At 68.1% G+C, this 23,973-nt stretch carries 20 protein-coding genes and 1 pseudogene; 9 read left to right on the forward strand and 12 right to left on the reverse strand.

Features of this window, described 5'->3' with window-relative positions:
- Positions 1-87: 87 nt before the first annotated feature.
- The 3 genes from MYSTI_RS34950 to MYSTI_RS34960 all read right to left on the reverse strand — a co-directional run bounded on the left by MYSTI_RS34950 (position 88) and on the right by MYSTI_RS34960 (position 3,695).
- Complete coding sequence (locus MYSTI_RS34950; RefSeq protein ID WP_015352567.1) at positions 88-507, reverse strand: low affinity iron permease family protein; 420 nt, start codon at positions 505-507, stop codon at positions 88-90.
- A 115-nt stretch (positions 508-622) separates the two neighbouring features.
- Positions 623-1,906: a TIGR04013 family B12-binding domain/radical SAM domain-containing protein gene (locus MYSTI_RS34955; protein WP_015352568.1), complete on the reverse strand. Its 1,284-nt coding sequence runs from the start codon at positions 1,904-1,906 to the stop codon at positions 623-625.
- 265 nt (positions 1,907-2,171) lie between these two features.
- Entirely contained in the window at positions 2,172-3,695 is a 1,524-nt protein-coding gene (locus tag MYSTI_RS34960) for a pyridoxal-dependent decarboxylase (protein WP_015352569.1), read from the reverse strand.
- Positions 3,696-3,800: 105 nt separating this feature from the next.
- Here MYSTI_RS34960 and MYSTI_RS34965 point away from each other — a divergent pair, with 105 nt between their 5' ends.
- Positions 3,801-5,270 (forward strand): hypothetical protein, encoded by a 1,470-nt coding sequence (locus tag MYSTI_RS34965; protein WP_015352570.1) that lies wholly within the window; start codon positions 3,801-3,803, stop codon positions 5,268-5,270.
- Between the two features lie 122 nt (positions 5,271-5,392).
- Here MYSTI_RS34965 and MYSTI_RS34970 read toward each other — a convergent pair whose 3' ends face one another.
- The gene (locus MYSTI_RS34970; protein WP_015352571.1) at positions 5,393-6,988 is read right to left on the reverse strand and encodes a sigma-54-dependent Fis family transcriptional regulator; all 1,596 of its coding nucleotides are present in this window, start codon (positions 6,986-6,988) and stop codon (positions 5,393-5,395) included.
- A 161-nt stretch (positions 6,989-7,149) separates the two neighbouring features.
- On the opposite strand from MYSTI_RS34970, the gene MYSTI_RS34975 reads away from it, so the two are divergent.
- On the forward strand, positions 7,150-7,560 hold the full coding sequence (locus MYSTI_RS34975; protein ID WP_015352572.1) for a nuclear transport factor 2 family protein: 411 nt from the start codon (positions 7,150-7,152) through the stop codon (positions 7,558-7,560).
- Positions 7,561-7,580: 20 nt separating this feature from the next.
- Here MYSTI_RS34975 and MYSTI_RS44010 read toward each other — a convergent pair whose 3' ends face one another.
- From MYSTI_RS44010 to MYSTI_RS44015, 3 genes and pseudogenes are all read right to left on the reverse strand, one after another.
- On the reverse strand, positions 7,581-8,612 hold the full coding sequence (locus MYSTI_RS44010; RefSeq protein WP_052351117.1) for an FG-GAP repeat domain-containing protein: 1,032 nt from the start codon (positions 8,610-8,612) through the stop codon (positions 7,581-7,583).
- Positions 8,613-9,408: 796 nt separating this feature from the next.
- Positions 9,409-9,759, reverse strand: a pseudogene (locus MYSTI_RS34985) (DUF1214 domain-containing protein); the annotation flags it as partial.
- Between the two features lie 255 nt (positions 9,760-10,014).
- On the reverse strand, positions 10,015-10,173 hold the full coding sequence (locus tag MYSTI_RS44015; RefSeq protein ID WP_015352575.1) for a hypothetical protein: 159 nt from the start codon (positions 10,171-10,173) through the stop codon (positions 10,015-10,017).
- Positions 10,174-10,298: 125 nt separating this feature from the next.
- Here MYSTI_RS44015 and MYSTI_RS34995 point away from each other — a divergent pair, with 125 nt between their 5' ends.
- Complete coding sequence (locus MYSTI_RS34995; RefSeq protein WP_015352576.1) at positions 10,299-10,709, forward strand: nuclear transport factor 2 family protein; 411 nt, start codon at positions 10,299-10,301, stop codon at positions 10,707-10,709.
- Between the two features lie 282 nt (positions 10,710-10,991).
- Here the strand turns inward: MYSTI_RS34995 and MYSTI_RS43460 are convergent, their stop codons facing one another.
- Both MYSTI_RS43460 and MYSTI_RS35000 read right to left on the reverse strand, forming a co-directional pair.
- Entirely contained in the window at positions 10,992-11,690 is a 699-nt protein-coding gene (locus MYSTI_RS43460) for a hypothetical protein (RefSeq protein ID WP_015352577.1), read from the reverse strand.
- 227 nt (positions 11,691-11,917) lie between these two features.
- Positions 11,918-12,382 carry a MarR family winged helix-turn-helix transcriptional regulator gene (locus tag MYSTI_RS35000; RefSeq protein ID WP_015352578.1) on the reverse strand — a complete coding sequence of 155 codons (465 nt, stop codon included), beginning with the start codon at positions 12,380-12,382 and terminating at the stop codon, positions 11,918-11,920.
- Between the two features lie 144 nt (positions 12,383-12,526).
- Here MYSTI_RS35000 and MYSTI_RS35005 point away from each other — a divergent pair, with 144 nt between their 5' ends.
- The 5 genes from MYSTI_RS35005 (at position 12,527) to MYSTI_RS35025 (ending at position 18,464) form a co-directional block, all read left to right on the forward strand.
- Positions 12,527-13,006 (forward strand): TlpA family protein disulfide reductase, encoded by a 480-nt coding sequence (locus MYSTI_RS35005; protein WP_233278057.1) that lies wholly within the window; start codon positions 12,527-12,529, stop codon positions 13,004-13,006.
- A 35-nt stretch (positions 13,007-13,041) separates the two neighbouring features.
- Positions 13,042-13,350 (forward strand): hypothetical protein, encoded by a 309-nt coding sequence (locus MYSTI_RS35010; protein ID WP_015352580.1) that lies wholly within the window; start codon positions 13,042-13,044, stop codon positions 13,348-13,350.
- 129 nt (positions 13,351-13,479) lie between these two features.
- The gene (locus tag MYSTI_RS35015; RefSeq protein ID WP_015352581.1) at positions 13,480-13,758 is read left to right on the forward strand and encodes a hypothetical protein; all 279 of its coding nucleotides are present in this window, start codon (positions 13,480-13,482) and stop codon (positions 13,756-13,758) included.
- Positions 13,759-15,330, forward strand: a complete 1,572-nt coding sequence (locus MYSTI_RS35020; RefSeq protein WP_015352582.1) for an efflux RND transporter periplasmic adaptor subunit — start codon at positions 13,759-13,761, stop codon at positions 15,328-15,330. It begins immediately after the preceding gene.
- Between the two features lie 5 nt (positions 15,331-15,335).
- Entirely contained in the window at positions 15,336-18,464 is a 3,129-nt protein-coding gene (locus tag MYSTI_RS35025) for an efflux RND transporter permease subunit (RefSeq protein ID WP_015352583.1), read from the forward strand.
- Between the two features lie 10 nt (positions 18,465-18,474).
- Here MYSTI_RS35025 and MYSTI_RS35030 read toward each other — a convergent pair whose 3' ends face one another.
- Together MYSTI_RS35030 and MYSTI_RS35035 are read right to left on the reverse strand one after the other, a co-directional pair.
- Positions 18,475-20,376: a TonB family protein gene (locus MYSTI_RS35030; protein ID WP_015352584.1), complete on the reverse strand. Its 1,902-nt coding sequence runs from the start codon at positions 20,374-20,376 to the stop codon at positions 18,475-18,477.
- 159 nt (positions 20,377-20,535) lie between these two features.
- The gene (locus MYSTI_RS35035; RefSeq protein WP_015352585.1) at positions 20,536-21,501 is read right to left on the reverse strand and encodes a polysaccharide lyase family 20 protein; all 966 of its coding nucleotides are present in this window, start codon (positions 21,499-21,501) and stop codon (positions 20,536-20,538) included.
- Between the two features lie 349 nt (positions 21,502-21,850).
- Between MYSTI_RS35035 and MYSTI_RS35040 the strand changes: the two genes are divergently transcribed.
- Entirely contained in the window at positions 21,851-22,876 is a 1,026-nt protein-coding gene (locus MYSTI_RS35040) for an arginine N-succinyltransferase (RefSeq protein WP_044900875.1), read from the forward strand.
- A 12-nt stretch (positions 22,877-22,888) separates the two neighbouring features.
- On the opposite strand, the gene MYSTI_RS35045 is transcribed toward MYSTI_RS35040, so the two are convergent.
- Entirely contained in the window at positions 22,889-23,914 is a 1,026-nt protein-coding gene (locus MYSTI_RS35045; protein WP_015352587.1) for a lasso peptide biosynthesis protein, read from the reverse strand.
- Between the last annotated feature and the right edge of the window lie 59 nt (positions 23,915-23,973).

Consider the following 23,973-nt stretch of genomic DNA (forward strand, 5'->3'; position numbering starts at 1 on the left):
TGGGAGCCGACCTCGGCACCGTGGCGAACCCGGTCCTGGTGGGATGACGCGAGTCGGGAGGTTTCCGAGGCGGAGCCCCAGCGGGTCTCATCGAGGGCCTGCTGAATCCGGAGCGTCGGCGCGGGCCGCCTCGTCGTCGTCCTCCTGGGCATCGCGACGGTTCTTCCAGCTCGCGCGCAGGCGCTGGAACTGCTGCTCGAAGTCCGCCAGCTCCTCGTCGGTCGCGTCCTCCAGGTCCGCGAAGATGTTGCGGGCGCGGATGAGCTCGTCCAGCTTCAGGTGCAGGGCCTTCGCATCGCGGTTCTGCGTCGCCTGGATGAGGAACACCATCAGGAACGTGATGATGGTGGTGGCGGTGTTGATGACCAGCTGCCAGCTGTCGCTGAACGAGAAGAGCGGCCCGAGCAGGCACCAGCCCACGATGCCGCCCAGCGCCACGAAGAACGTGACCTGGGAGCCAGAGACCATCGCGACGTGATGCGCGAATCGGTGGAAGCGCTCGTGCATTCACAGGAGGTCTGGCCATCGCGGGTACCGTTGGCCCGCTCAGGAGCCTCCTCGACGACCTGCCGAGACGAGCGTTCGACCTCGCGAGACGGGGGCGGCCCGAAGCGCGGCGAGGTCAGCCCGCACGCGGACGGCGTCGCGACGCGATTCCCTCGGCCAGCGTCACCTGCTGCTTCCAGTGGCCATACAGGCGCCCCTGCGAGGCCAGCTTGTCGAGCTTGCGGCGCGTCTCGTCATCCACCTGTCCCGGAGGCGCGTCGCGGAAGGGAGTCCCTGGCAGCGGCATGAAGGCGTGTCCGTGAACACGGGCCCCCAGCTCCGCCAGCCGCTCCATGAGGGCCACGGTGGCCTCCACGTCCGAGGCTTCTTCACCGGGCAGGCCCAGGATGAAGTCCACGTTGGGGACGAAGCCACCCTCCACCGCGAGGCGCGTGGCACGAACGACAGTCTCCACGTCATGGCCTCGCCGAGTGCTCTGGAGGATGCGCTCGGAGCCGGACTGTCCTCCGATGATGAGGTTGTCGTTGTGGACGTAGCGCTTGAGGAGGGCGAGGGCCTCGGGGGTGACGTGCTCGGGGCGGACCTCCGAGGGGAATGTGCCGTAGTACACGCGCCCGTCGGGGGCCATGGCCTCGCTCACCGCCGCGAGGAGCTCTTCGACGGCGGCCAGGTTCATCGTCTCGTCGGCGGTGCCGTAGGACATGGACGTGGGGGTGATGAACCGGATGTCCCGGCGCCCGGAGCGGCGCAGCTCGCGGGCCCAGTGCGCCACGTTGGCCACGGAGCGGTGGCGGAAGCGCGCCTTGCTCATGAAGGGCGTCTGACAGAACCGGCATGCGTAGATGCAGCCGCGCGTGATTTCGATGGCCCCGAACATCGCGTTCCGCGCGGCGAAGGGAGGGAAGTCATCGAGCTTCACGCCCTCGCCCCGGCCGTGCTGGACCAGCTTGCCGTCCTTCAGCCAGGCCACGCCGTGGGTGTCACGGGGCTCGTCCCCTCGCTGGACGCGAGCGAGCAGCTCACGAAGGGAGTGCTCACCCTCGCCGATGGCGATGAGGTCGAAGCCGGCATGGAGCGTCTGGAGCGGCTCGGCCGTCGCGTGGACGCCGCCGGCGATGCAGAGGACGGAGCGCCCTTCCAGTCGTTCGCGAACCCACGTCAGTTCCTCCGCCGAGGCGGCGAAGCTGGCCGAGTAGAACGACCACGCGGCCACCACGGTGTCACCCGCGTCCGCGCGCTCCTTCACCGTGGCGAGCAAGGTCTCGCGGTCTCGAGGGAAGAACAGCTTCACGTCCGCGAGCGTCGGGTCGGACTCGACGGCGCCCGCGAGCACGGTGAAGGCGTACTTGCCGGGGTACTGATAGCTGAGGACCAACGAGACGGGGCGGTGCGGCACCATGAACAAGGGTCATGATGCCACAGGCGCCGCCGCGCAAGGCCCGGCTTGAGCGGCCCGGGCAAGCAACGCGGCGTGCGCTGGGCACCAGCGAGCGAGACGACAGACTCCCGGGGCCACCGCCACCCGACCCGAGATGCCACACGACCCCGCCGTCATGACCTGGCGACCATCCTCCGCAACGCGCGGCCTGAGCAACAGGCTCGGCCGTATCCTTCCGTTGCGGTCGCCATGCTCCAGCTCACATGGCGGCAGCTCGTGACGTTTCTCAGCCGGCCGATGATGCGAGGAGTTCCCACGCGGCACGCACGTGCCGCTCCTCCGTCGTCGTCGAGCCGATGGCCATGCGCAACACATAGCGAGGCGGCAGTCCGTCCACTCCAGGCAATACGGTGTGCGAGAGGAAGACCTTGCCCGAAGCATTCACCCGCTCCATCAGCGCACGGTTGCGCCCATCGGTGTCCGAGGGCGTCTCCCCGAGGCGAGGCTTCAAGCGGAAGCACACCAGCGCCAGGGAACGCGGCGCGGACACCTCGAAGCGCTCGTCCGCCTCGACCCAGCGCTCGAAGCACTCGCCCAGCCGCACATGCTCACGGATGTGCGCACGCAATCCCCGCGCGCCATAGTGACGCAACACGAACCACAGCTTGAGCGCACGGAAGCGGCGCCCCAGCGGCACCTGCCAGTCGCGGTAGTCCATCACCGCCCCGCTCGCGCTCGCGGCGTTGCGCAGGTACTCCGGCGTCACGCTGAGGGCCTCGAGCAGCGCCCTGCGGTCCCGCGTGTAGAAGGCATTGCAGTCGAAGTTGGTGAGCAGCCACTTGTGAGGATTGAAGGAGAGCGAGTCCGCCACCTCCACTCCCTCGAGCAAGCCCCGATGCTCGGGACACACCAGCGCCGCCCCCGCCCACGCCGAGTCAATGTGCAGCCAGCCCCCAGCGTCGCCCACACCCGTGCGAGCCAGCACCTCCCCCACCGCACGCACGGGGTCCACCGCCCCCGAGGAGGTGCTCCCCACTGTGGCGCACACGAAGAAAGGCCGACGACCCGCGGCCAGGTCCTCGCGAATGGCAGCCTCCAGCACATCGGGCCGCATCGCGTAGCGGGCATCCGTCTCGATGAGCCGCACATGGGCCTTGTCGTCCGCCCCATGCGCGACGCCACACAACATCGCCGCCTTCAGCACGGACGAGTGCGCCTGCGTGGAGGCATAGGCCACCCACTCGGAATCCACGGGTGCGCCGCGACGACGGACACGCTCGCGCGCCGCCACCATCGCAACCAGGGTGGCCTCGCTCGCGGTGCCCTGGATGACACACCCACCCTTGTCGGACGTAGAGCGGAAGTCCTCGGGCAGCCCCGTCAGCTCCGCGAGCCAATCCAAGACGCGCGTCTCCACCTCCGTCGCGGCGGGACTCGTGGACCAGAGCATGCCCTGCACACCCAGCCCCGCGGACAGGAGCTCACCCAGCACCGCGGGCCCGGACGCATTCGCCGGGAAGTACGCGAAGAACGACGGAGACTGCCAATGCGTCAGCCCGGGCAGGAGGATGTCCTCCAGGTCCTTGAAGATGGAATCCCAGCCACTCACCCCACCCAGCCCCTCCTCGGGAGGATGCAAGGGGAGCTTCGATGCGACGTCACCCGGAGCCACCTGGGAGCGCACGGGGAAGGACTCCAGCCGCGCCTGGTAGTCCGCGATCCAATCCACCATCCGATGCCCCAGCTCGCGGAACTCCTCCGCGCTCAGGTGAGGCACACCTCCGCCACCGCCATTCGAGTCATCGCGCATGCCTCCCTCCTCGCACGCCCCCTGTGACGCATCAAGCAACACAATGCCTCGTGCGCGGGGAGCACACTTGGCGAATCCCTCACATCCCATGCTTTGCTGGGCACCATGACCCCAGACACCCCGAGACGTGCCCCGCTGCTCCGAGGGCTCGGCCTGTACGGCGTGCTCGCAGTCACCTTCACCCTGCTGTGCCTGCCGGGCGAAGCCCATGCACAGGCGTGGTCATTGACGACCGCACAACGCCAGGCGTTTCTCCAGCACTACGCACCCATCATCCTCAAGCGAGGCAACGGGGACGATGGGAGGCACGGCTACGACTGGGTGACGAGCTTCGACTTCGACCAGGACGGAGACTTCTCGAACAACAAGCTCCACTGGAAACAGGTTCCTCAGTACGTGGACGGAGCCCGAGCGGGGACAGGCGCCCATGCCCAATGGCGCATCCGCCCGACGCTCTACACGTCGCTCATCGAGTTCATGGACGGAGGGAGCAAGAACCTCGTCCTCATCTACCACGTGTACCACGCGCTCGATAAGAACGCGGCGGGCGACTACCAGCTCCATGATTGGGAGCGCGTGGAGATGCTCGTGAAGAACGTGGTGGGCGCGCCAGGAAGCGGCGAGTCGGTGGCGCACGCGGTGGTCACACAGCACAAGCGCAACGTCGTGCGCCGGGCGGGCCACGTGGACCTGAACTTCATGCAGTCCTCCACGGGCAGACACCTGCTCATCTGGCAGGCGGAGTGGTCCGACAAGCTCGCCGCGGCGCACGGCCAGGAGCTGCGCTTCGTCACGGACACCTCCGCCTTCTTCGCGGGGCGGATGGCGAGCGGCGGCAAGGCGGAGGCCGGGGTCAACAACGACGGAGGACGGAAGAACGTCCACTACGCCTTCGTGCCCGAGGCATCAGCGGAGGCGGTGACGACCTTCGGAGCACAGGCACTCACGTATGCGACGGCGGATGCGCTCGCGAGCCGCTACGACAACGGGAAGACCATCACCTGGCCCAACGTGAAGCGCGTCACCTACGAACTCCAGGACCTGGCGGACATCCTGCCCACGCACTGGCAACACGGTGGCTACCCGACGCACTGGCTGAGCACCGGGCCCGTCGACTTCTACCTGGAGAGCGCCCTCGTCAACGAGGCGGGGCAGTCCGAAGTGAGCGCGGGCATGCAGCGCTTCTTCCCCCAGACGCGTGACATCGAGAACGAGGATGACCGCGAGGGCTACATCTCGAAGAAGTGGTTCGTGGGCACTCACGAGCTGAACGACAGCGCGTCGGACTTCGGAGGCGGCGGTTCCAACGCCTTCCATGACAACGCCTACGCCAGCACCGTGGTGGACTCCCGGGGACAGACCCGAGCCAGCGCGAGCGGCCATGCGACCTCCCCCGGCTCCTTCTGGTGGCAACACGACTACTTCGTCCACTCGGGGTTCGCGGACTCGACGGACGGCGTGGAGCAAGGCTTCTGGCTGCCAGGGCCTTGGTACCTGCCAGAGAACGGTGGGTTCGACGGGCGATGGAATCAGCTCTTCGACGACCGGCCCGGCATGGAGTCCGGCGCGAGGTAGGCGCCAGCCGTGAGACCGCGGGGCCCGACGCGCTCAACCGCTCCTTCGTATGCTTCCCGCCTCGGGCTCATCACGAGAATTCGTTGCCCACGAGATTCCGTGGCTCCACTGGGCCACGGTACTCAGCGGACCTTGATGCCCAGGGCCTTGAGCCGGGAGGCGAGCGTCGTCGGGGCCAGGCCGAGGAGCTCGGCGGCGCCTCCTGGGCCATACACCTTGCCTCCCGCGGCGGCGAGGGCCGCCTTCAGGTTCTCCTTCTCCCTGCGGCGCCACTCCTTCTCGGTGATGAACGTGGAAGGAGCCCCAGAGTCGCGTGGCCGGGCATCACGCGCCGAAGTCCCTCGGGAGTCCGGCAAGGCCAGCTCCAGCCGCAGTCGCCCACCCCGAGAGAGGATGACGGCGCGCTCCAGGACGTTCTCCAGCTCGCGGACGTTGCCCGGCCAGTCGTAGCGCTGGAGCGCCTGCACCTGTGCCTGGCTCATCCTGAGAGGCGCGAGGTTGAGCTTCACGCAGACACGTCCGAGCAGGTGCTCCGCGAGCAGGGGGACATCCTCGAGCCGCTCTCGCAGGGGCGGGACCTCGATGGGGAAGACGCTGAGCCGGTAGAAGAGGTCCTCACGGAAGCGGCCCTGGGCCACCTCGGTCTTCAGGTCCCGGTTGGTGGCGGCGACGATGCGCACGTCCACCTTGCGAGTGACGTCCTCGCCCACGCGCTCGAAGGTGCCCTCCTGGAGGACACGGAGCAGCTTGCTCTGGAGCTCGAGGGGAATCTCGCCCACTTCGTCCAGGAAGAGCGTCCCTCCGTCCGCGGCCTGGAAGCGGCCCGCGCGGTCCTTGAGCGCGCCAGTGAAGGCACCTCGGACATGGCCGAAGAACTCGCTCTCGAACAGCTCGCGGGGGATGGAGGCGCAGTTGACGCGGATGAGCGGCCGCTCCCGCCGAGGGCTCTGCTCATGGAGCGCCCGAGCGATGAGCTCCTTGCCCACCCCCGACTCACCGAGCACCAGGACACTGGCGGAGGTCGCCGCCACAGGCTGGAGCTGCTGGAGCACGCGCCGGAGGGCCTCGCTCCGTCCGACGATTTCGCCGAACGAGAGCGCGTCCTTCACCTCTTCGCGCAGGTAGTCCCGCTCCAGCTCGAGCTGGGCACGCAGACGCGCCACCTCCTCGAAGGCCCGGGCGTTGGTGAGCGCCACCGCGGCGTGGTCCGCGAAGGTGCGCAGCCAGGAGAACTCCGCGCGTCCCAGCTTGCGGCGGCTGAACACGGCCAGGACGCCCAGCACCTCGCCTCGGAAGATGAGCGGCTGGGCCGCGAAGCTGAGGATGCCCTCTCGCACGGCCCACTCGCGGCGCACGAGCCAGTCCGCATCCTTCCCGGCCCACTGGAGGAGCACGGGCTCGCCCGTGGCTCCCACATGCCCCACCTTGCGGATGCCGAGAGGGAACCGTCGGAAGGCCCCGCCCAGCCCCGTCCACGCCTCCTCGCCCTTCCGCGAGCCTCCCGCGCTGGCCGCCAGGTGCAGACAGCGTGAAGTATCCGGGCACTCGGCACGCAGGGGGCAGGTGCCGCAGATGTCGCCGGGGGCGATGAGCCAGATGCGCGCGAGCGCCACGTCCGGCTGCGCCGCCAACCCCTGCGCGATGCGCGCGAGCAACAGGTCCACCGAGCGGACCTGGGCCATGGCCAGGGAGATGGACTGGAGCGCGTCGGCGTACATGCCGCATCCCTACCCAGTCCAAGGCCCGTTGACCACGAGAACTCGTGGTGCCGTGGAGCCCCTGGAGAACGAGCCCCAGAGGAGACAGCCCTGGGCACGGCCCATGCAAACCCAGTGGAGGAGTCCGGGAGCACACCTTCCCGTCACCACAGGAGCAGGACATGCCCGTTTCACTTCGCCCGCCGTTCACGCAGGAGACTGCCCGAGCCAAGGTCCAAGCCGCCGAGGATGCATGGAACAGCCGGGACCCGAACCGGGTGGCGCTCGCCTACTCGGAGGACTCCGAGTGGCGCAATCGCACGGAGTTCTTCCGAGGCAGAGAGGCCATCCGAGACTTCCTGCGCGGCAAGTGGGAGCGGGAGCGGGACTACCGGCTGATGAAGGAGCTGTGGGCCTTCACCGGGAACCGCATCTCCGTGCGATTCGAGTACGAATGGCACGACGCCCAGGGACAGTGGTTCCGCACCCACGGCAACGAGCATTGGGAGTTCAATGACGAAGGGCTCATGCGCCGCCGCGACATGAGCGCCAATGACGTCCCCATCGCGGAGAGCGAGCGGCGCCTGCGCTGAGACGCCGCCAGCCCCTGACGTTACTGACAGGTGGAGAGCATCACCCGGATGGAAGACCCCGTGCTGCCGGTGACGGCATCTGGCCAGCCATCTGCGTTCAAGTCTCCGAAGGCGATACCCTGCGGGAAAGCCCCGGCATCCGTCTGAGTGACGGCACCGAATGCCCCGGTGCTGGTGCCGAGGAGCAGGCTCACCGCGCCGTCGGAGTAGGAAGAGGGCAGCGCCAGGTCCAGCCGACCATCGAGGTTGACGTCCTCGCAGACGAGGGCGCGGGGGTGACCACTCACGCCACTGAGGACCTCCGTGGAGAAGTCTCCCGCCCCATTGCCCATGAGGATGGAGAGGGCGCTGCTGGGCGTGGAGTGCGCCACCGCGAGGTCCAGGTTGCCGTCGCGATTCCAATCCCCCACCGTGACGGCGGTGGGCTCGGAGCCCGCGAGGAAGTAACCCCTGCTCACGAAAGCACCCATCCCATCTCCGACGAGCACGCTCGAGCCGGAGTTCACATCCGGGGTGATGACCGCGAGGTCGACCAGGCTGTCCCGGGTGAAGTCGCCAACAGCGAGCACCTGGGGATTGCCACGGACGGGGAAAGAGCTCGCCGAGGCGAAGGTCCCATCCCCTTTGCCCAACCGGACGGTGACACTTCCCGTGGACAGATTGGAGGTGGCCGCGAGGTCCGCCTTCCCGTCCCGGTTGAAGTCCCCCGCAACGAGCCCCAAGGGGCGCGAGCCCATCGCATGCCGCACGGCCGGCCCCCAGATTCCATTGGGCCTCGCGAGGAGCAGGCTCACCTCGCCCTTGAGCTCATGACTGATGGCCAGGTCCTGCTTGCCGTCACCATTGAAGTCGGCGAGGGCCACTCCATCCACGACGCCGCTCACGGCCGAGTGGATGGGCGCCTCGAGGGACCCATCTCCCCTGCCGCGCAGGAAGCTGATGCTGTCTCCGTCGTTGACCGAGAGCACATCCTGCTTGCCGTCATCGTCGAAGTCCCGGACGGCCACCCACCGCGGCGCCGAACCGGACGCGAACGCCCTGAAGGACTGCAACCGCACGTCCTGGGTGCAGGTCCGGGCGCAGTGCCCCCCGTAGCAACTCTGCCCCGAGCCGCAGGTTCCACAGGAGCCTCCGCAGCCATCGTCTCCACACACCTTGCCCGAACAAGCAGGGGTGCACATGGAGGCACATTGCCCCGAGGCCGAACACGTCAGACCGGTGGCGCAGGTCCCGCACGAGCCTCCGCAGCCATCGTCTCCACACACCTTGCCTGAACAAGCAGGGGTGCACGTAGAGGCACATTGCCCCGAGGCCGAGCACGTCAGGCCGGTGGCACAGGTCCCACAGGAGCCTCCGCAGCCGTCGTCACCGCACGCCTTGCCCGAGCAGATGGGCGTGCAGGTGGAGACACATTGCCCCGAGGCCGAGCACGCCAGGCCGGTGCCGCACGCCCCACACGAGCCTCCGCAGCCGTCGTCGCCGCACGTCTTCCCCGAACAGCGAGCCGTGCAAGTGACAGGGGGCTCCTTGGGAGGTGGGTCCTCCGACTTCGTGGAGCCACAAGCCGCGAGCGCCAACGCGAGGATGGAGAGACAGACGCGCGTCATCGGAACGGAGCGCGAGGAGAGAAACAGGGTCATGCGGAGCAATCCAATCCAGGATGCTGGAATCAAGCTGGGGGAGTGCCCTGTGTATCGCGCCCGCTCGTCGAGACGCCAGCCAGGCCGAGACAAACAGGCATGTTTCTGTTTCAGCCTCCGCCGGGTGGGTTTCATCTGCCTCAGGGGCCCTCCCCTCCACCTCGGGCAGGGGAGAGCCTGTTTGACCAAGGCAGTTCCGCGCGCCGGGTCAGGCCTTCTTCACTGAAGCGTCGCCCGCGCGCACCATCGGCGGCGGACTCCACTCACCCTCGTAGGCCTCGGGCTCGGGGACGTAGAGCCGCATCACGGCGTAGAAGGGGGCAACGGGAGCTGGCAACCAGTTTGCCATCAGCGCCTCGGACGGAGGCTCGCTCTGGAGGTAGATGGTCAGGGAGCCATCATCCCCATACACAAACTTGTCCTCCATCGAGGTATTCACCAGATACCGATTGATGGAGTTCTCGACGAGCAACTGGGTCTTGGCGTCATACATCGTGATGGACCAGAACGCCTTGGCCGGCGGCATCTCCGGCAACGTAATCGTGTACCGGGACGTCGAGCCGTCCGGACGGTGAGCGTCAAGGTGGTTGTCGCGTGAGAGGGCTCAGCCGATGGACCCCACCTCCTGCAGAAGCGGGGTGCGGTTGGGAGCGGGATTGAGGCGCACGCGGCCTACCGGCATCCAGCCCCGAGATGTTCGTCACCGTCTGCGCTCCAGTCACCAACGGCGAGAAGTCCTCGATGTTCGCGAGCCCCCCGCGCTTGCCGCCAAGTGCAGACAGAGGGAAGCATCCGGGCACTCGGCACGCAGGGGTCAGGCGCCGCAGATGTCCCCGGGGGCGATGAGCCAGATGCGCACGCGCGCCACGTCCGGCTGTGCTGCCAGCCCCTGCGCGATGCGCGCGATCAACAGACCCAAGGAGCGAACCTGCGCCATGGCCAGGGAGATGGACTGAAGCGCGTCGGCGCACATGCCGCCCCCCCCTATCCCAGTCCGAGGCATGTTGACCACGAGATCTCGTGGTGCCTTGGAGCCCTGATGCGGGCCCTAGAGGAGGAGTCTGGGAGCACACCTTCCCGTCACCACAGGAGCAGGACATGTCCGTTTCACCTCGCCCGCCGCTCACGCGGGAGACCGCACGAGCCAAGGTCCAGGCCGCCGAGGATGCATGGAACAGCCGGGACCCGGACCGGGTGGCCCTCGCCTACCCGGAGGACTCCGAGTGGCACAATCGCACGGAGTTCTTCCGAGGCAGGAAGGCCATCCGGAACTTCCTGCGCGGCAAGTGGGAGCAGGAGCGGGACTACGGGCTGATGAAGGAGCTGTGGGTCTTCACGAGGAACCGCATCTTCATTCGGTTCGAGTACGAATGGCACGACGCCCAGGGGCAGTGGTTCCGTCCCCCCAGCAACGAGCATTGGGAGTTCAATGACGAGGGGCTCATGCGCCGTCGCGACATGAGCGCCAATGACGTCCCCATCGCGGAGAGCGAGCGGCGTCTGCGCTGAGGCGCCATCACCGCGGCTTTCGCTGGACCGCCAGGATGCGCCACCCTGGGAGAGCGACGGCGAAGGTGGCATCCCTGTCGAAAGTCGGGTCCTTCATCTCGCACACACCTGGCCGCAGGGGATGAGAACAAACATCGCTCCCTCGAGACCGAGGGATGAACTCAGCTCGTAGGGCTCGCAAGAAAGTCCGTCAGAGCGAACCCCATCGCCGTCACCAGCTCACCGGACAGCATGGTCCTCGACGGGATGAATATCCCAAGCATCACGAGAGTTCCGTGGCCGTCAGGAACGAGCCCTGCGGAGACGCACCTTGCCATCAACCCCGGGAGAGGAATCCCGCGGAGAATAGACCCGGCCTGAATCTGCTTCCGAAATGTCGATTCCTAGCGCTATCAGCTTTCGCACAGCCTCCTGAAAACGCGACGAGCGAAGCCTCTCCGGCACCTCCATTCCGAGGGCACGAAGCACTCCACTGAGGTTCCGTGGCCGGCTCCACTCACGGGAAAGCCCGATCAGATACTGCATCGCAGGCGCAACGACTGTGCGGCCTGAGTCGTCGTCGTCCTCCGCACCGTGCGCCGCAACGTTCTTCAGCGCATCAGCCGCAACAGAGCCAGAGGTCACACGATACTCATCCAGATTGAACTCGGAATGGGTGGATTCCTTCCCAAACTCCGGAGGGACCTCCCCCTGCACGAAGATTGCTCGCGCCAGGGCCACCAACTGGTCCTTCGAGTGCCTTGCGAGCTCTGGCGAAAAGTAGCGACGCTCCCGCCACCGAAAGGGGCGGCGTAGCAATCGATAAAGCGTTTCTCGATCAAGGGCGTCAATCAATCGCTGCATGGACTCACCGAACGAGGCAGACAATGCGTGACGAACCTCGCTCTCTGAATGGCGTTCCGAGACTTTCCGCGACGCTGCCAAAGCCCGAAGATCCTTCGCCTCCATCAACTGAAGCACTTTCAGAATGGGCACCGCCATTGTCCCCTCCAATCCAAGGCACCTGGAGTATGGCCTGATTGGCGAGAGGATGGAGCGGGTAGCAACCGCCCCACCAAATCATCAAGAACGCCCCTGACCCTTCCGCAGAGGGAAGGATGTGTTGTCGACAAGGGAACACTCGCGTTTCGACGGGATCCTCATTCGTCGCGTTGCAGCACGTCACACGGAAAGACGAGCGCCAGCACGAAGCACATGACGCCTCCTGCTCAAGCCATAGGAGCGTTGGCGGATTCCTGCTCCAGCGCCTCGCGCACCGCCCCCAGCGCCTCCACCGCAGCGCGCAGCGAGGCCACGGACACGCGACCTCCCATCTGGTTGGCCCAGGCCATCTGACGGGCCTCCACTTCGCGCAATCGCTCACGCCCCTTGGGTGTCATCACGATGAGCTTGGCGCGGCGGTGGTGCGGGTTCTCCTGGTACTCGATGAGCCCGTCGGCCTCGAGCGCATCGGCCGTCTGCTGCACGCTCTGCCGCGTCAGTCCAATCGTCCGGGCCACGTTCGCCACCGGCGCGGACTCGTGGTCCACCACGCCCAACACCTGCCAGCGGGCACTCGTGAGCCCCGATGGCTCCGTGAGGCGCTCTCCCGCCGCGAGTATCAACCCGTTGTTCCGGAAGATTTCGAACACCAGGTCCGAGAAGGCTGACCCGGCCGACGTGTATTTCGCCATGGGCAATGTGCTGTCATCATGACAACGGGTTGTCAACAGACAGTGAGCGCTGCCCAGGCCCGTGGTCTCGCGGTAGAGAGGGGAGGCGACCTGCCCGAGAAGAACATGCCCTCACCACGACCTCGAGCCCTTGGACTCAGCACGTTGGCGCTCCTACTGGGGGTCCTCGTCGTCCTCCCCGGGTGCCGGACCGATTCCACGCCGAGCTACATCCGGCTCCAGGGCGCGGCGCCCGTGCTCCAGGGCGCGCCCGGCACACGCGCGGTGCTCGTGACCTTCTGGGCCACGTGGTGCCCTCCCTGCCGCAAGGAGACGCCCTCGCTCGTGGAGCTGGCGCAGAAGCCACCCGAGGGCCTGAGCGTCATGGTCTTCAGCCACGACATGGACATGGCCGCGGTGGAGTCCTTCCTGCGCGGCCCGCCCGCCCCCGCCCTCCACCTGCGGCTGGATGAAGACCACGCCGCGGCCCGAGCGTTTGGCGTCGAGACCCTCCCCACGGCCATCCTCGTCGTGGACGGCCAGCAGGTCGCTCGCTTCTCCGGGTCCAAGGACTGGAGCTCCCAGGCCATGCGCCGCCTGCTGGAGAAGTTGAGCCACACGGGCGAGCCCGGGACCGCGCCTTGACTCGCCATCACACCGGCAAGTAAGCCCTGGGGTCGATGCAGCCTTTCCTGCGCATCCTCGCCGTCTTCCTCGTGCTGATGACCGGAGGTGTCTTCCAGACCTTCGCACTCGCCAGCCAGGAGACCGAGCCATGCGCGGATGAGGAGGAAGCCGGGCAACCGTGTGAGGACTGCGCGTCCGACTGCGTGTTGTGCCTGTGCTGCCCCCTGCGCGCCGCGGCCCCCAGTCTCCCGGAAGTGGGCGTGCCCCTCCCCGCGCCACGCCATGAGCCGGCGCCGTCCCGGCCCCCCGCGTTGGCGTTGTCCGGCGTGAGCGCGGACATCTTCCAGCCGCCGAAAACCTGAGCCCGCCCTTCACGGGAGACGTGTGTCCAGCGCCCGGCAGCCGGGGCCGCTGACGCACGCCCATCACCTCGCCCCAACCCCAACCGCCGTCGATGGCCTCTCGGGGCCCTCGCGGCTGGAGTTCCATCCATGCGTTCGCTGCGTTCGCTGTCCGTCGTCGTGTCCCTCGCCTTCGTCCCCGCGCTCCCGGCCCTCGCGGAGGAGGCTCCGCGCCAGCAGGCCGCCCCCAAGGCCGAGGCGGAGAAACCCAAGTGTGAGCACGGCGTGCAGAAGACGCTCTGCACGCGCTGCAACCCGAAGCTCGCGGCCGTCTTCAAGGCCAAGGGCGACTGGTGCGCCGAGCACGAGCGGCCCGAGTCCCAGTGCTCCCTCTGCCATCCGGACCTCGCCAAGAAGGGAGTGAAGTAGATGGGTCCCCGCATCGGCACGCTGACGATGGTGGCCCTGCTCCTCGCGAGCCTGGCCTCCTGCTCGAAAGACACCCGGCCCGGCGGCGCGGAGAAGTCCGCTGGGGCCTCGGCCGATGCGGGGCCTCCCGCCGCGACAGACGCGCGGGCACAGACAGTGACGTTGTGCGAACACCGGGTGCCGGCGGAGCTGTGCACCCGGTGCAACCCCGACCTCGTCGACGTCTTTAAGTCCCAGGACGACTGGTGTGACGCCCACGGCGTCCCCGAGTCACAGTGTTTCCAATGCAACCCGAATCTCACCTTCACCACCGCGGACACCACGCCGAAGGACTGGTGCAAGGAGCACGCGGTCCCCGAGTCCATGTGCACCAAGTGCCACCCGGCCCTGGTCGCGAAGTTCATCGAGGCCGGTGACTACTGCCGCGAGCACGGCCTGCCCGAGTCCGTCTGCCCCTACTGCCATCCAGAGCGGGTGACGGCGGCGGGAGCCCAGCCGCCTGCCTTTCCCGAGCCGGGGACTCGCGTCCGCCTCGCCTCCTCGGACACGGCCCGAGAGGCGGGCATCCAGACACGTCCGGCGCGCAAGGTTCCCTTCGCGAGGACGCTGGAGGTCGTCGGACAGCTCGACTTCAACCAGAACCGGCTGGCGCAACTGTCCGTGCGCAGCGAGGCCCTGGTGGTGGAGGTCCACGCGGATGTCGGTGACGAGGTGAAGGCGGGCCAGCCGCTCGTGCGGGTGGCCTCCGGGAGCGTGGGCGCGGACCAGGGACGGCTTGCTTCGGCGCAGGCTCGGCTGGGTCTGGCGCGCGCCGCGCTCGAGCGTGAGCAGAAGCTCGCTTCGAGCGGAATCACGGCGCGAAAGGATGTCGAGGCGGCCCAGGCGGAGGTCTCGGCGGCGGAGGCCGAACGAGACGCGGCCCGCGCGGCCCTCTCCGCCGCGGGCGCGCAGGCGACCGGGCAGTCGGGGGCCTATGTGTTGTCCGCGCCCTTCGCGGGGACGGTGGTCGCGCGTGACGCGCTCGCCGGACGACATGCCTCGGCGGGACAACCGCTCATCCAGGTCGCGGACCTGCGCACCCTGTGGGCGATGCTGGAGATTCCCGAAGCGGACGCGACCCAGGTGCGCGCGGGGCAGCGCGTCACCCTCACCTTCGACACCTTGCCAGGACAGACACAGGTCGCGACGCTCACGCGCGTCGGCGCGTCCGTGGATCCCGCCTCGCGCACCGTTCGGGCGCGGGTGGAGTTGCCCAATCCAGACGGCGCCCTCAAGGCGGGACTCTTCCTCCGCGCGAAGGTGGAGGTGGCCGCGGAGCACACGGCGGTGATGGTCCCCCACCAGGCCATCCAGCGCGCCGAGGGCCGGACGCTGGTCTTCGTGAAGAAGCAGGAGGGGCTCTACGAGCCCGTCGCGGTGAAGCTGGGCGCGGGGACTCGCGAGGAGGTGGAGGTCGTCGAGGGACTCGCTGCGGGCGCGGAGGTGGTCACCACGGGAGCCTTCCTGCTCAAGACGGAGATTCTCAAGGAATCCATCGGCGCGGGCTGCTGCGAGACCGGGGAGAGCAAGTAACCCCCATGCTGACCCGGCTCATTGAATGGTCACTGTCACACCGCTGGGCGGTGCTCCTGGGCACGGGGGCGCTGGTCGTCTCGGGGCTGCTCGCGTTTCGGGCCCTGCCCATCGACGCCATCCCGGACACCACGCCCGTGCAGGTACAGGTGAACACGGTGGCGCCCGCGCTCACGCCCATCGAGGTGGAGCGCCAGCTCACCATCCCCATCGAACAGGCGCTCTCGGGACTCGCTCGCGTGAGCGAGCTGCGCTCCATCTCCAAGTTCGGCCTGTCGCAAGTCACGCTCCAGTTCAGCGACGGTGTGGACCTGTGGTTCGCGCGGCAGCAGGTGTCCGAGCGGCTGAGTCGGGTCCAGACGCCCTCGGGCATCGCTCCTCCCTCGCTGGGGCCAGTCGCCACGGGCCTGGGCGAGGTGTTCCACTATCTGGTCAAGAGCCGCACGCGGAGCTTGGAGGAGCTGCGCACGCTGCACGACTGGGTCATCGCGCCCCAGCTCCGCGCGGTGCCGGGTGTGGCGGAGGTGAACGCCTGGGGCGGCGAGGAGAAGCAATGGCACGTCATCGTGGACCCTCGCCGGCTTCAGCAGTTCAGCCTCGACCTGGGGGATATCTATCGGGCGCTGGAGGAGAACAACGCCAACGTCGGCGGCGGCGTGGTGGAGCGCGCGGGAGCCTCGAGCCTCGTGTTGGGAGTGGGAGTGCTCGATGGTGGCAAGGCCATCGAGGACGTGGTGGTCGCGGCGCGCCGGGGAGTCCCCGTGCGCATCCGGGATGTGGCACGCGTCGAGGTCGGGCATGAAATCCGGCGAGGCGCCACCACGGCGGATGGAGAGGGAGAAGTGGTCCTCGGCCTGGGCTTCATGCTGGTGGGCGAGAACTCCCACACGGTGACGAAGGCCCTGGCCCAGCGGTTGGAGGAAGTCACCCGGACGTTGCCGGAGGGCGTCACCGTGGAGCCCGTGTACGAGCGCACGGAGTTGGTGGAGCTGGTGCTGCGCACGGTGCGCACCAACCTCCTGGAGGGCGCGCTGCTGGTCATCGCGATCCTCTTCGTCTTCCTGGGCAACTGGCGCGCGGGGCTCATCGTCGCGGCGGCGATTCCCCTGTCCATGTTGTTCGCCTTCAGCGCGATGCTGCGCTTTGGCATCGCGGGGACGCTCATGTCGCTGGGAGCCATCGACTTCGGGCTCGTGGTCGACTCCTCCGTCATCCTGGTGGAGAACGCGGAGCGGAGGCTGGCGGAGGCCAAGGACGGGCGCTCGCTGCTGGAGGTGGTGCGAGACGCCGCCATCGAGGTGCGCAAGCCCACGCTCTTCGGTGAGCTCATCATCATGGTGGTGTACCTGCCCATCCTCGCGTTGGAGGGGGTGGAGGGGAAGCTGTTCCGCCCCATGGCACTCACGGTCATCTTCGCGCTGCTGGGGAGCGCGGTGCTCTCCATGACGCTGATGCCGGTGCTCGCGTCGTTCGCGCTGAAGCGAGGAGCGAAGCCGCACTCGGAGCCTCGCCTCGTGCGATTCCTCCAGCGGTGCTATCGACCGGTGCTCGAGTGGGCGCTGGCGCATGCGCGCGTCACGCTCGGGGCCGCGGCGCTGCTCGTGTTGGGAGCAGCCCTCGCCGCCACGCGGCTGGGGAGTGAGTTCGTCCCGCGCCTCTCCGAAGGCACCCTCGTCATCAACACGGTGCGCCTGGCCGAGGTCTCCCTCTCGGAGTCCGTGCGCTATGGAGGGCAGATAGAGCGGGTGCTGCTGTCGCGGTTCCCCGATGAGGTGCTGCGGGTCTGGACGCGCACGGGCACGGCGGAGGTGGCCACGGACCCGATGGGCATCGAGCTGTCGGATGTCTTCATCACGCTCAAGCCCCGGGAGCAGTGGAGGCGGGCGGAGACCCAGGAGGAGTTGGTCGGCGAGATGAAGGCGGAGCTCGCGGACCTGCCCGGCATGCGCATGGCGTTCCTCCAGCCCATCGAGATGCGGGTGAACGAGATGATCGCGGGCGTCCGCAGTGACGTCGGCATCAAGCTCTTCGGCGATGACCTCGATGTGCTCAAGGCGAAGGCACGCGAGGTGGAGACGCTGGTGAAGGGCCTCCCGGGTGCGGCGGATGTCACGGTGGAGCAGGTGACGGGGCAGCCGGTGATGGAGGTCGTGGTGGACCGCGCGGCCGTCGCGCGACACGGCATCCCCGCGCGAGCGGTGCTCGACGTGGTGGAGGCCATGGGCACACGCGTCGTGGGCGAGGTGCGCGAGGGCGAGCGCAGGTTCGACCTGGCGGTGCGGTTGCTGGAGGAGTACCGCGAGGAGCCCACGAAGCTCGCGTCGATTCCCGTCACGGCGCCAGGGGGTGAGCGGATTCCATTGGGGAGGCTGGTGACGATTCGCGAGGTCGTGGGCCCCACGACCCTCCAGCGCGAGTGGGGCAAGCGTCGGCTGGTGGTCCAGGCGAATGTGCGCGAGCGCGACCTGGGTGGATTCGTGGAGGAGCTTCGCCACACGCTCGACACCCAGCTGGAGCTGCCAGCGGGCTCCTACGTGCGCTACGGGGGACAGTTCGAGCACCTGGAGCGGGCACGGGCGCGCCTGCTCATCGTGGTGCCGGTGTCGTTGGCGCTCATCTTCCTGTTGCTCTACCTCACGTATCACCGGGTCTTGGATGCGCTGCGCATCTTCGCGGGAGTCCCCTTCGCGCTCGTCGGAGGTGTGTTGGCGCTCCTGGTGCGAGGGTTGCCGTTCTCCATCTCCGCGGCGGTGGGCTTCATCGCGCTGTCCGGAGTGTCTGTCCTGGGAGACATGGTGCTCGTCTCGCGCGTGCGAGGCTTGCTGGAGCGAGGGCTGTCCGTGGGCGAGGCCGTTCGAGAGGCCGCGCTGACGCGGTTGAGACCCGTGCTGATGACAGCGGCGGTGGCCGCCATCGGCTTCGTGCCCATGGCGCTGAACACGGGCGTCGGCGCGGAGGTCCAGCGACCCCTCGCCACGGTCGTCATCGGAGGCGTCCTCTCCTCCACCCTGCTCACCTTGGTGGTGCTCCCTGTCCTCTACACGGTGTTCGGAGCGGGGCGGAGCCCATCCGAGCGAGAGCCCCTCGACGCTCCAACAGCTGCGTCACCCGAGGAAGGGCGCGCGGTGGGGTGACCTCTCTGGTTCACGGGCGCAGCCGGAAGGGCACCTTGACCACGCGATACACGGCGACAGGCTGTCCCTCCAGCATCGCGGGTTGATAGCGCCACGTGCGCACCGCGCGCAGTGCGGCGGAGGCGAAGGGCTCCTCGCCTCGCATCACCGTGACATCTCGGACCTCACCTCGCGCGGTGACGACCAGCTTGAGGACCACCATCCCTTCACGTCCCGCCGCTCGCGCCTCCTGGGGGAACTCCGGCTGCGGATTCCCCGTGAGCTCCACGGGCGGCTTCGCGTTCTCTGGCAGTTGAATGGGCTCCGCGGCGACGTGACTCGGACGTGCGCCGACCACCGCGGGCTCCGCCGCGACGGGGACCTCCAGCGGCGTGGGAGCACTCAGCGATGGGCCCGACTGCCACTCCACCGGACTCGCCACCTCCGCGCCGGGAGACGACGTCCCACCTCGGCCTCCTCGCTCGCGCTGCAGGCGCTGACTCAAGAGCACCTCGCCAGACCCACCCGCGAGCACTCGGTCCGAGCGATACCCCTCCCGCACGAACGTCAACTCGGCGGTGGCAAGACCTCTCGCATCCGGCGGCACCTCCAACACGAAGGGGGTCGTGCCCCGCTCCACACCCTTCCAGAAGACTCGCGCCCCTGACGGTTGGCTGGAGACATGGAAGCGCACGGGCTGAGGCGGCTGCACCGCTGCAACAATCGTAGGCGGCTCCTCTCGCATCGGCGCAGCCGATGGCACCGGTGGCACGGCGACTGTCGGCGCGTCCACGGGAGGAGGAGCATGGCGAGCACCGAGCAGATACGCCCCCGCGCCACAGACAAGCAGCACGCCCAGCATCAAGCTCCAGCGGGGGAGGCTCGAGCGAGGCTTCTCCGGACGAACCACGGAGGACTCATCCAGGCTGATGTCCAACACCATCGTGCCTTGCACGCCACTGTTCGTCGACACGGCCAGCGGCCCGGTCAGCACCTCCCCAGGGCCCGTATCCGCCAAGCCTCCCACCACTCCACGCAGTGCCTCCAGGAGCGCCTCCATGGACTCGTATCGGTGCGCGGGCTGCTTCTCCAAGCAGCGGCGCACCACTGCCTCCACGGCCTCGGGAATCACCACCTCCGGACGCACCGTCTGGAAGCGCGGTGGCGGTTCCTTCTGGTGCGCGAAGATGAGCTCCAGCGGGTCCTGCATCACGAAGGGCGGACGCCCCATGAGCATCTGGTACAGCAGGACTCCGAGCGCGTAGATGTCACTGCGCGCATCCGCCAGGTTCCGCGCCTGCTCCGGCGCCATGTACATCGGCGAGCCCAGGAACATCCCGCCCTGGGTGATCTCCGGCACCGCCTGCGAGGCACCGCTCTCCCCCGCCACGACGAAGGACTTCACCAGCCCGAAGTCGAGCACCTTCACGTGGTCGCGCCCCTCCTCCGCCAGCAACATCACGTTCGCGGGCTTCAAGTCCCGGTGCACGACGCCCAGCCGATGCGCCTCGCGCAGCGACCGGCACACCTGCTGGGCGATATCCACCGCGCGTGGCCAAGGCATGGGCCCGGAGGCCAGGTGCTCCGCCAGCGTGCGCCCCTCCAGATACTCCATCGCGATGTAGAACGTCCCATCCTCCGTCTTCCCGTAGTCGATGACGGTGACGGTGTTCGGATGGCTCAGCTTCGCCGTGATGCTCGCCTCCAGGAGGAAGCGCCGCTGGAACTCCGGGTCGCTCGCCGTCGGGAACGAGGGGCTCATCACCTTGAGCGCCACCACCCGCTCCAATGGAAGCTGGAGTGCTCGATACACCCGGCCCATGCCCCCGGCGCCCACGGGCGACAACACCCGGAAGCGCCCATGGAGCACCTGGCCGAGCAGCGGGTCCACCAGCGAATGAGGCGAAGTCGACGGGCGCGATTCAGTCTGCATGGCGAGCACCTGCCGGAGACCGTCGCATGCACCCGTCACGGCGGTGTGCCGGCCACATCACGGCCCGGGCAACATCCCGTCACAACTCCGCGCGCACTCGGAAGCACCGGCCCCACGACTCACGGGCCGGTGCTTCTCGTCACCACCGGGAACCGGAGGCTACGACGAGCGGCGACGGCGAACCCGCGCCAGCCCCAGGAGCCCCAACAGCGTCAGCGCCGCGAGTGAGCCACCCGAGCTGTTGCAGCCCGCGCCTTCAGCGTCGCCTCCATCCGGGAGCACCTCCACCGGAGGCTTCAGCCCGTCCGTGCCCGCATCCGCGGCCACACCCGCGTCCGCCTGCGGCGGAGTCCCCGCATCCACGGGCTCCGGCACCACGGGCTCACCCGCGTCCGGCACGGGCTCGGGTGTCCCTGCGTCCACCGGCGTCCCCGCGTCCGGCACCGTCGGCGCCTCCAGCACGTCCTCCAGCGCCGTCGCCTGGATGAAACCATCGTGGTACACGACGCCGACCTGCTTCACGGTGTCGCTGCGATACAGGCCCAGCTTCAAGTAGTTGCCCTGCCCCGCGTACATCGTCACCGCGCTGCGCTTCTGCAGCACGTTCTCCTTGTTGTGCCACAGCTCCACGAAGCCCGTGCTCGCCTTCGAGGACCACTTCACGTGCAGGATGAACTCGTGCCACACGCCCCGCTGGAGCTTCGTGCGCCACGGAATCGTGTTGTCGTCGTTCAACACCATCCGGATCTCCTCACCTCGCACGTAGAACTCCAGCGGAGGTGAGCCGCAGCACCCGTCGTGGTGCCACTGCGTGAACAACTGCCACGTGTCCACGCTCGGGAAGTCCGGCGCGAACATCACGTTCCACCGGTAGAAGTACTCGGAGCCTTCCTTCTCGCCGCCCTGGTACACCAGCTCGTTGCGATTGCCGCTGGAGTTGATGGGGTCGTCGCCCTGCTTCACGGTGACCTTCAGCGCGTACTTCCCCTGCGCCACCGGGTTCGTCACCACCAGCAACCGGTCCGAGCTCACCATCTGCTCTCCCGAGTATTGCGAGCGGTTCCCCGTCTCGAAGTCACCTCTCCACACAATGCCTGCCAAAGCCAGGCTGGGAACCATCCACATCGCAAGCAATCCAGGGACGAAAACTCTCAATCACACCTGTCCTGTGAATGTTTGACAGCCAACGTTTGACACGCTGGAGCCCAAAGCATTCCACAGTTTCATTCCCGCTGCGTTTTCATCCCTCTCGCCTGACAACGGGGCAGGCATTCGAGCAAGAGACTGGATGTCTGATAAATCTTTCGCCAGGTGTGGGGGCCCTCCACCCGCCGGCCGGGCCGGTGAGTTCACCTAATGACTCAGTGCGCCATCGGAGGATTCCTCCGCTGCGCGAGGTGCCTTCTGGAAGGTGGTGTGGTGTATGGTCCCCACCCCTTCCGGCGCTCAATCCTTGGGCGTCCCGGGTGACCCCATGCTTCTCCTGCGTGACGTCCAGAAGACCGACCTGGCCGGCCTCAAGCGGCTCGCCGCCGTGCTCAACACGGTGAACCTGCCGAACAACGAGGAGACGCTCGAGAACATCATCGACAAGTCGGTGAAGAGCTTCGCCGGCAAGGTGAAGAACCCGCTCGAGCGTGAGTACCTCTTCGTCCTGGAGGATGTGCGAAACAGCCTCATCATCGGCACGTCGATGATCATCGCCCAGCACGGCACGTACGAGGCGCCGCACATCTACTACGAGGTCAGCGAGCGGGAGCACTACTCCGCCTCCCTGGAGCGCCACCTCCGGCACAAGGTCCTCTCCATCGCCTACAACTACGAGGGCCCCACGGAGATTGGTGGCCTCGTCGTCGACCCGCCCTACCGCGCGACGCCGGACAAGCCGGGCAAGCAGCTGTCGTATGTGCGCTTCCTCTTCATCGCCATGCACCGCCGGCTGTTCCGTCCGCGCGTGCTCGCGGAGCTGCTCCCGCCGCTGCTCCCGGACGGACGCAGCCTGCTGTGGGAGGCGTGCGGAAAGAAGTTCACCGGCCTGACGTACCTGGAGGCCGACCGCCTCAGCCGGCAGAACAAGGAGTTCATCAAGGAGCTCTTCCCCGCCTCGGACATCTACGCGTCCCTCTTCCCGGACCGCGTGCAGAAGGTGCTGGGCGAGGTGGGTCCGAACACGCGCGGCGTGCAGCGCATGCTGGAGCGCATCGGCTTCAAGTACGTGGAGCGCATCGACCCGTTCGACGGAGGCCCGCACTTCGAGGCCAACACCGGTGACGTGTCGCTCATCCGCAAGTACCGCACGGTGAAGCTGGCGGAAGAGGACTTCGAGATGGAGGGGGACGACGTGCTCGTCGCCTTCGAGAAGGAGTCCGGCCGCAACCGCTTCCGCTCCGTGCGCTGCATGGCCCGGCTCGACAACCAGGTCATCTACCTGCCCGCCGCCGCGAAGGAAGCCCTGGGCGCGGACGCGGGCGACCGGCTGTCCATCATCCCCTTCGAGTAACCGGACCGACGCTCACCGCTGACGCACGACGCGGTGAGCCCCCCGCAGGAGCGCGAGCCACCGCGCTCCCGCCTCCAGCGCCGGGCCTCGCGCTTCCGCCAGGGCCAGCGGCAGGTGCGTGTCCGGCAGCACCGCGTCCAGCGAGGTGGGGTCCAGGTCCAGCGTGCCGCCATCCACCAGCGCCACGCGCACCCAGGCGTGAGGTCTCGCGGGCCCGCCATCCACCACCAGGAGCCCGTGCACCAGGGCCACCTTCACGCCCTGCTTCCGCGCCCCCGCCGCGAAGCGCAGCGCGTGCGCCAGACAGCCACCCGCCTCGCCTTCGCCGCCCTCGCGCCAGTCCGCGGCCCCAGGGCCCTTCTCCGGGAACGCCGCGTGGACGCGCGCGGAGAGGGCTCGGGCGGCGACGCTTGTCCACGGCGTCATCCCCTCCAGCCGCGACGGGACCTCCAGGGCGGGCACCAGCGTCAGCGCGCCCTGCGAGCCGCCCTCGACGGGGAGCCCTTGCGAGAAGAAGTCGGGCGGCGGGCGCAGGCGCTCTTGGGGGGACGCCTCGGTGAAGCGGGAGTCACCGACCTCCAGCACCTCCATGCGCCCACCCGCGCTGTAGCGGGCTCGGAAGGGGACGCCCAGCAGCGTGCCCTCCACCCAGGGGGCCGTCCCTCCGGTGACACAGTGAGGGCCCTCTCGGCCGGACAATTCCTCGCGCCCCGTCACGCAGCCCGGTGAGGGAGGGCCTCGCCACAGCCACAGCGCCTGGGGCACCCCCTTTCCTCCCGCGAGCCGGCCCGAGGCGTCCACCGCCAGCGTCACCTCGCGGCGCCGCTCCCCGTGGCGGGTGCCTCGGGTGTGCAGGTGCTGGCTGAGGTAGGTGAAGCGCCCGGCCTCGTGCGTCAGGCTCACCGTGCCCACCGGCACCCCTCGCCAGGCGAAGACGAAGCGCGCCGACTCCCTCTGGGGAGGGCCCTCTGTCCCCTCCCCTGGGCTCACGGGGCTGGCGGCGAGGAGGAGGACGAGGAGGGCGAGCGGGGAAGACACGAGGCCCCCAGTCTGCGGCGTTTTGAGGACCGGCGCGAGAAGGCAGGGTAGCCTTCCCC

The organism is Myxococcus stipitatus DSM 14675, assembly GCF_000331735.1.
Lineage (GTDB): Bacteria > Myxococcota > Myxococcia > Myxococcales > Myxococcaceae > Myxococcus > Myxococcus stipitatus.

What these genes read in the sequence shown, in the direction of transcription:
- MYSTI_RS34950 (WP_015352567.1), bottom strand. Translation starts at nt 507, where the DNA reads ATGCACGAGCGCTTCCACCGATTCGCGCATCACGTCGCGATGGTCTCT.
- MYSTI_RS34955 (WP_015352568.1), bottom strand. Translation starts at nt 1,906, where the DNA reads ATGGTGCCGCACCGCCCCGTCTCGTTGGTCCTCAGCTATCAGTACCCC.
- MYSTI_RS34960 (WP_015352569.1), bottom strand. Translation starts at nt 3,695, where the DNA reads ATGCGCGATGACTCGAATGGCGGTGGCGGAGGTGTGCCTCACCTGAGC.
- MYSTI_RS34965 (WP_015352570.1), top strand. Translation starts at nt 3,801, where the DNA reads ATGACCCCAGACACCCCGAGACGTGCCCCGCTGCTCCGAGGGCTCGGC.
- MYSTI_RS34970 (WP_015352571.1), bottom strand. Translation starts at nt 6,988, where the DNA reads ATGTACGCCGACGCGCTCCAGTCCATCTCCCTGGCCATGGCCCAGGTC.
- MYSTI_RS34975 (WP_015352572.1), top strand. Translation starts at nt 7,150, where the DNA reads ATGCCCGTTTCACTTCGCCCGCCGTTCACGCAGGAGACTGCCCGAGCC.
- MYSTI_RS44015 (WP_015352575.1), bottom strand. Translation starts at nt 10,173, where the DNA reads ATGTGCGCCGACGCGCTTCAGTCCATCTCCCTGGCCATGGCGCAGGTT.
- MYSTI_RS34995 (WP_015352576.1), top strand. Translation starts at nt 10,299, where the DNA reads ATGTCCGTTTCACCTCGCCCGCCGCTCACGCGGGAGACCGCACGAGCC.
- MYSTI_RS43460 (WP_015352577.1), bottom strand. Translation starts at nt 11,690, where the DNA reads ATGGCGGTGCCCATTCTGAAAGTGCTTCAGTTGATGGAGGCGAAGGAT.
- MYSTI_RS35000 (WP_015352578.1), bottom strand. Translation starts at nt 12,382, where the DNA reads ATGGCGAAATACACGTCGGCCGGGTCAGCCTTCTCGGACCTGGTGTTC.
- MYSTI_RS35010 (WP_015352580.1), top strand. Translation starts at nt 13,042, where the DNA reads ATGCAGCCTTTCCTGCGCATCCTCGCCGTCTTCCTCGTGCTGATGACC.
- MYSTI_RS35015 (WP_015352581.1), top strand. Translation starts at nt 13,480, where the DNA reads ATGCGTTCGCTGCGTTCGCTGTCCGTCGTCGTGTCCCTCGCCTTCGTC.
- MYSTI_RS35020 (WP_015352582.1), top strand. Translation starts at nt 13,759, where the DNA reads ATGGGTCCCCGCATCGGCACGCTGACGATGGTGGCCCTGCTCCTCGCG.
- MYSTI_RS35025 (WP_015352583.1), top strand. Translation starts at nt 15,336, where the DNA reads ATGCTGACCCGGCTCATTGAATGGTCACTGTCACACCGCTGGGCGGTG.
- MYSTI_RS35030 (WP_015352584.1), bottom strand. Translation starts at nt 20,376, where the DNA reads ATGCAGACTGAATCGCGCCCGTCGACTTCGCCTCATTCGCTGGTGGAC.
- MYSTI_RS35035 (WP_015352585.1), bottom strand. Translation starts at nt 21,501, where the DNA reads ATGTGGATGGTTCCCAGCCTGGCTTTGGCAGGCATTGTGTGGAGAGGT.
- MYSTI_RS35040 (WP_044900875.1), top strand. Translation starts at nt 21,851, where the DNA reads ATGCTTCTCCTGCGTGACGTCCAGAAGACCGACCTGGCCGGCCTCAAG.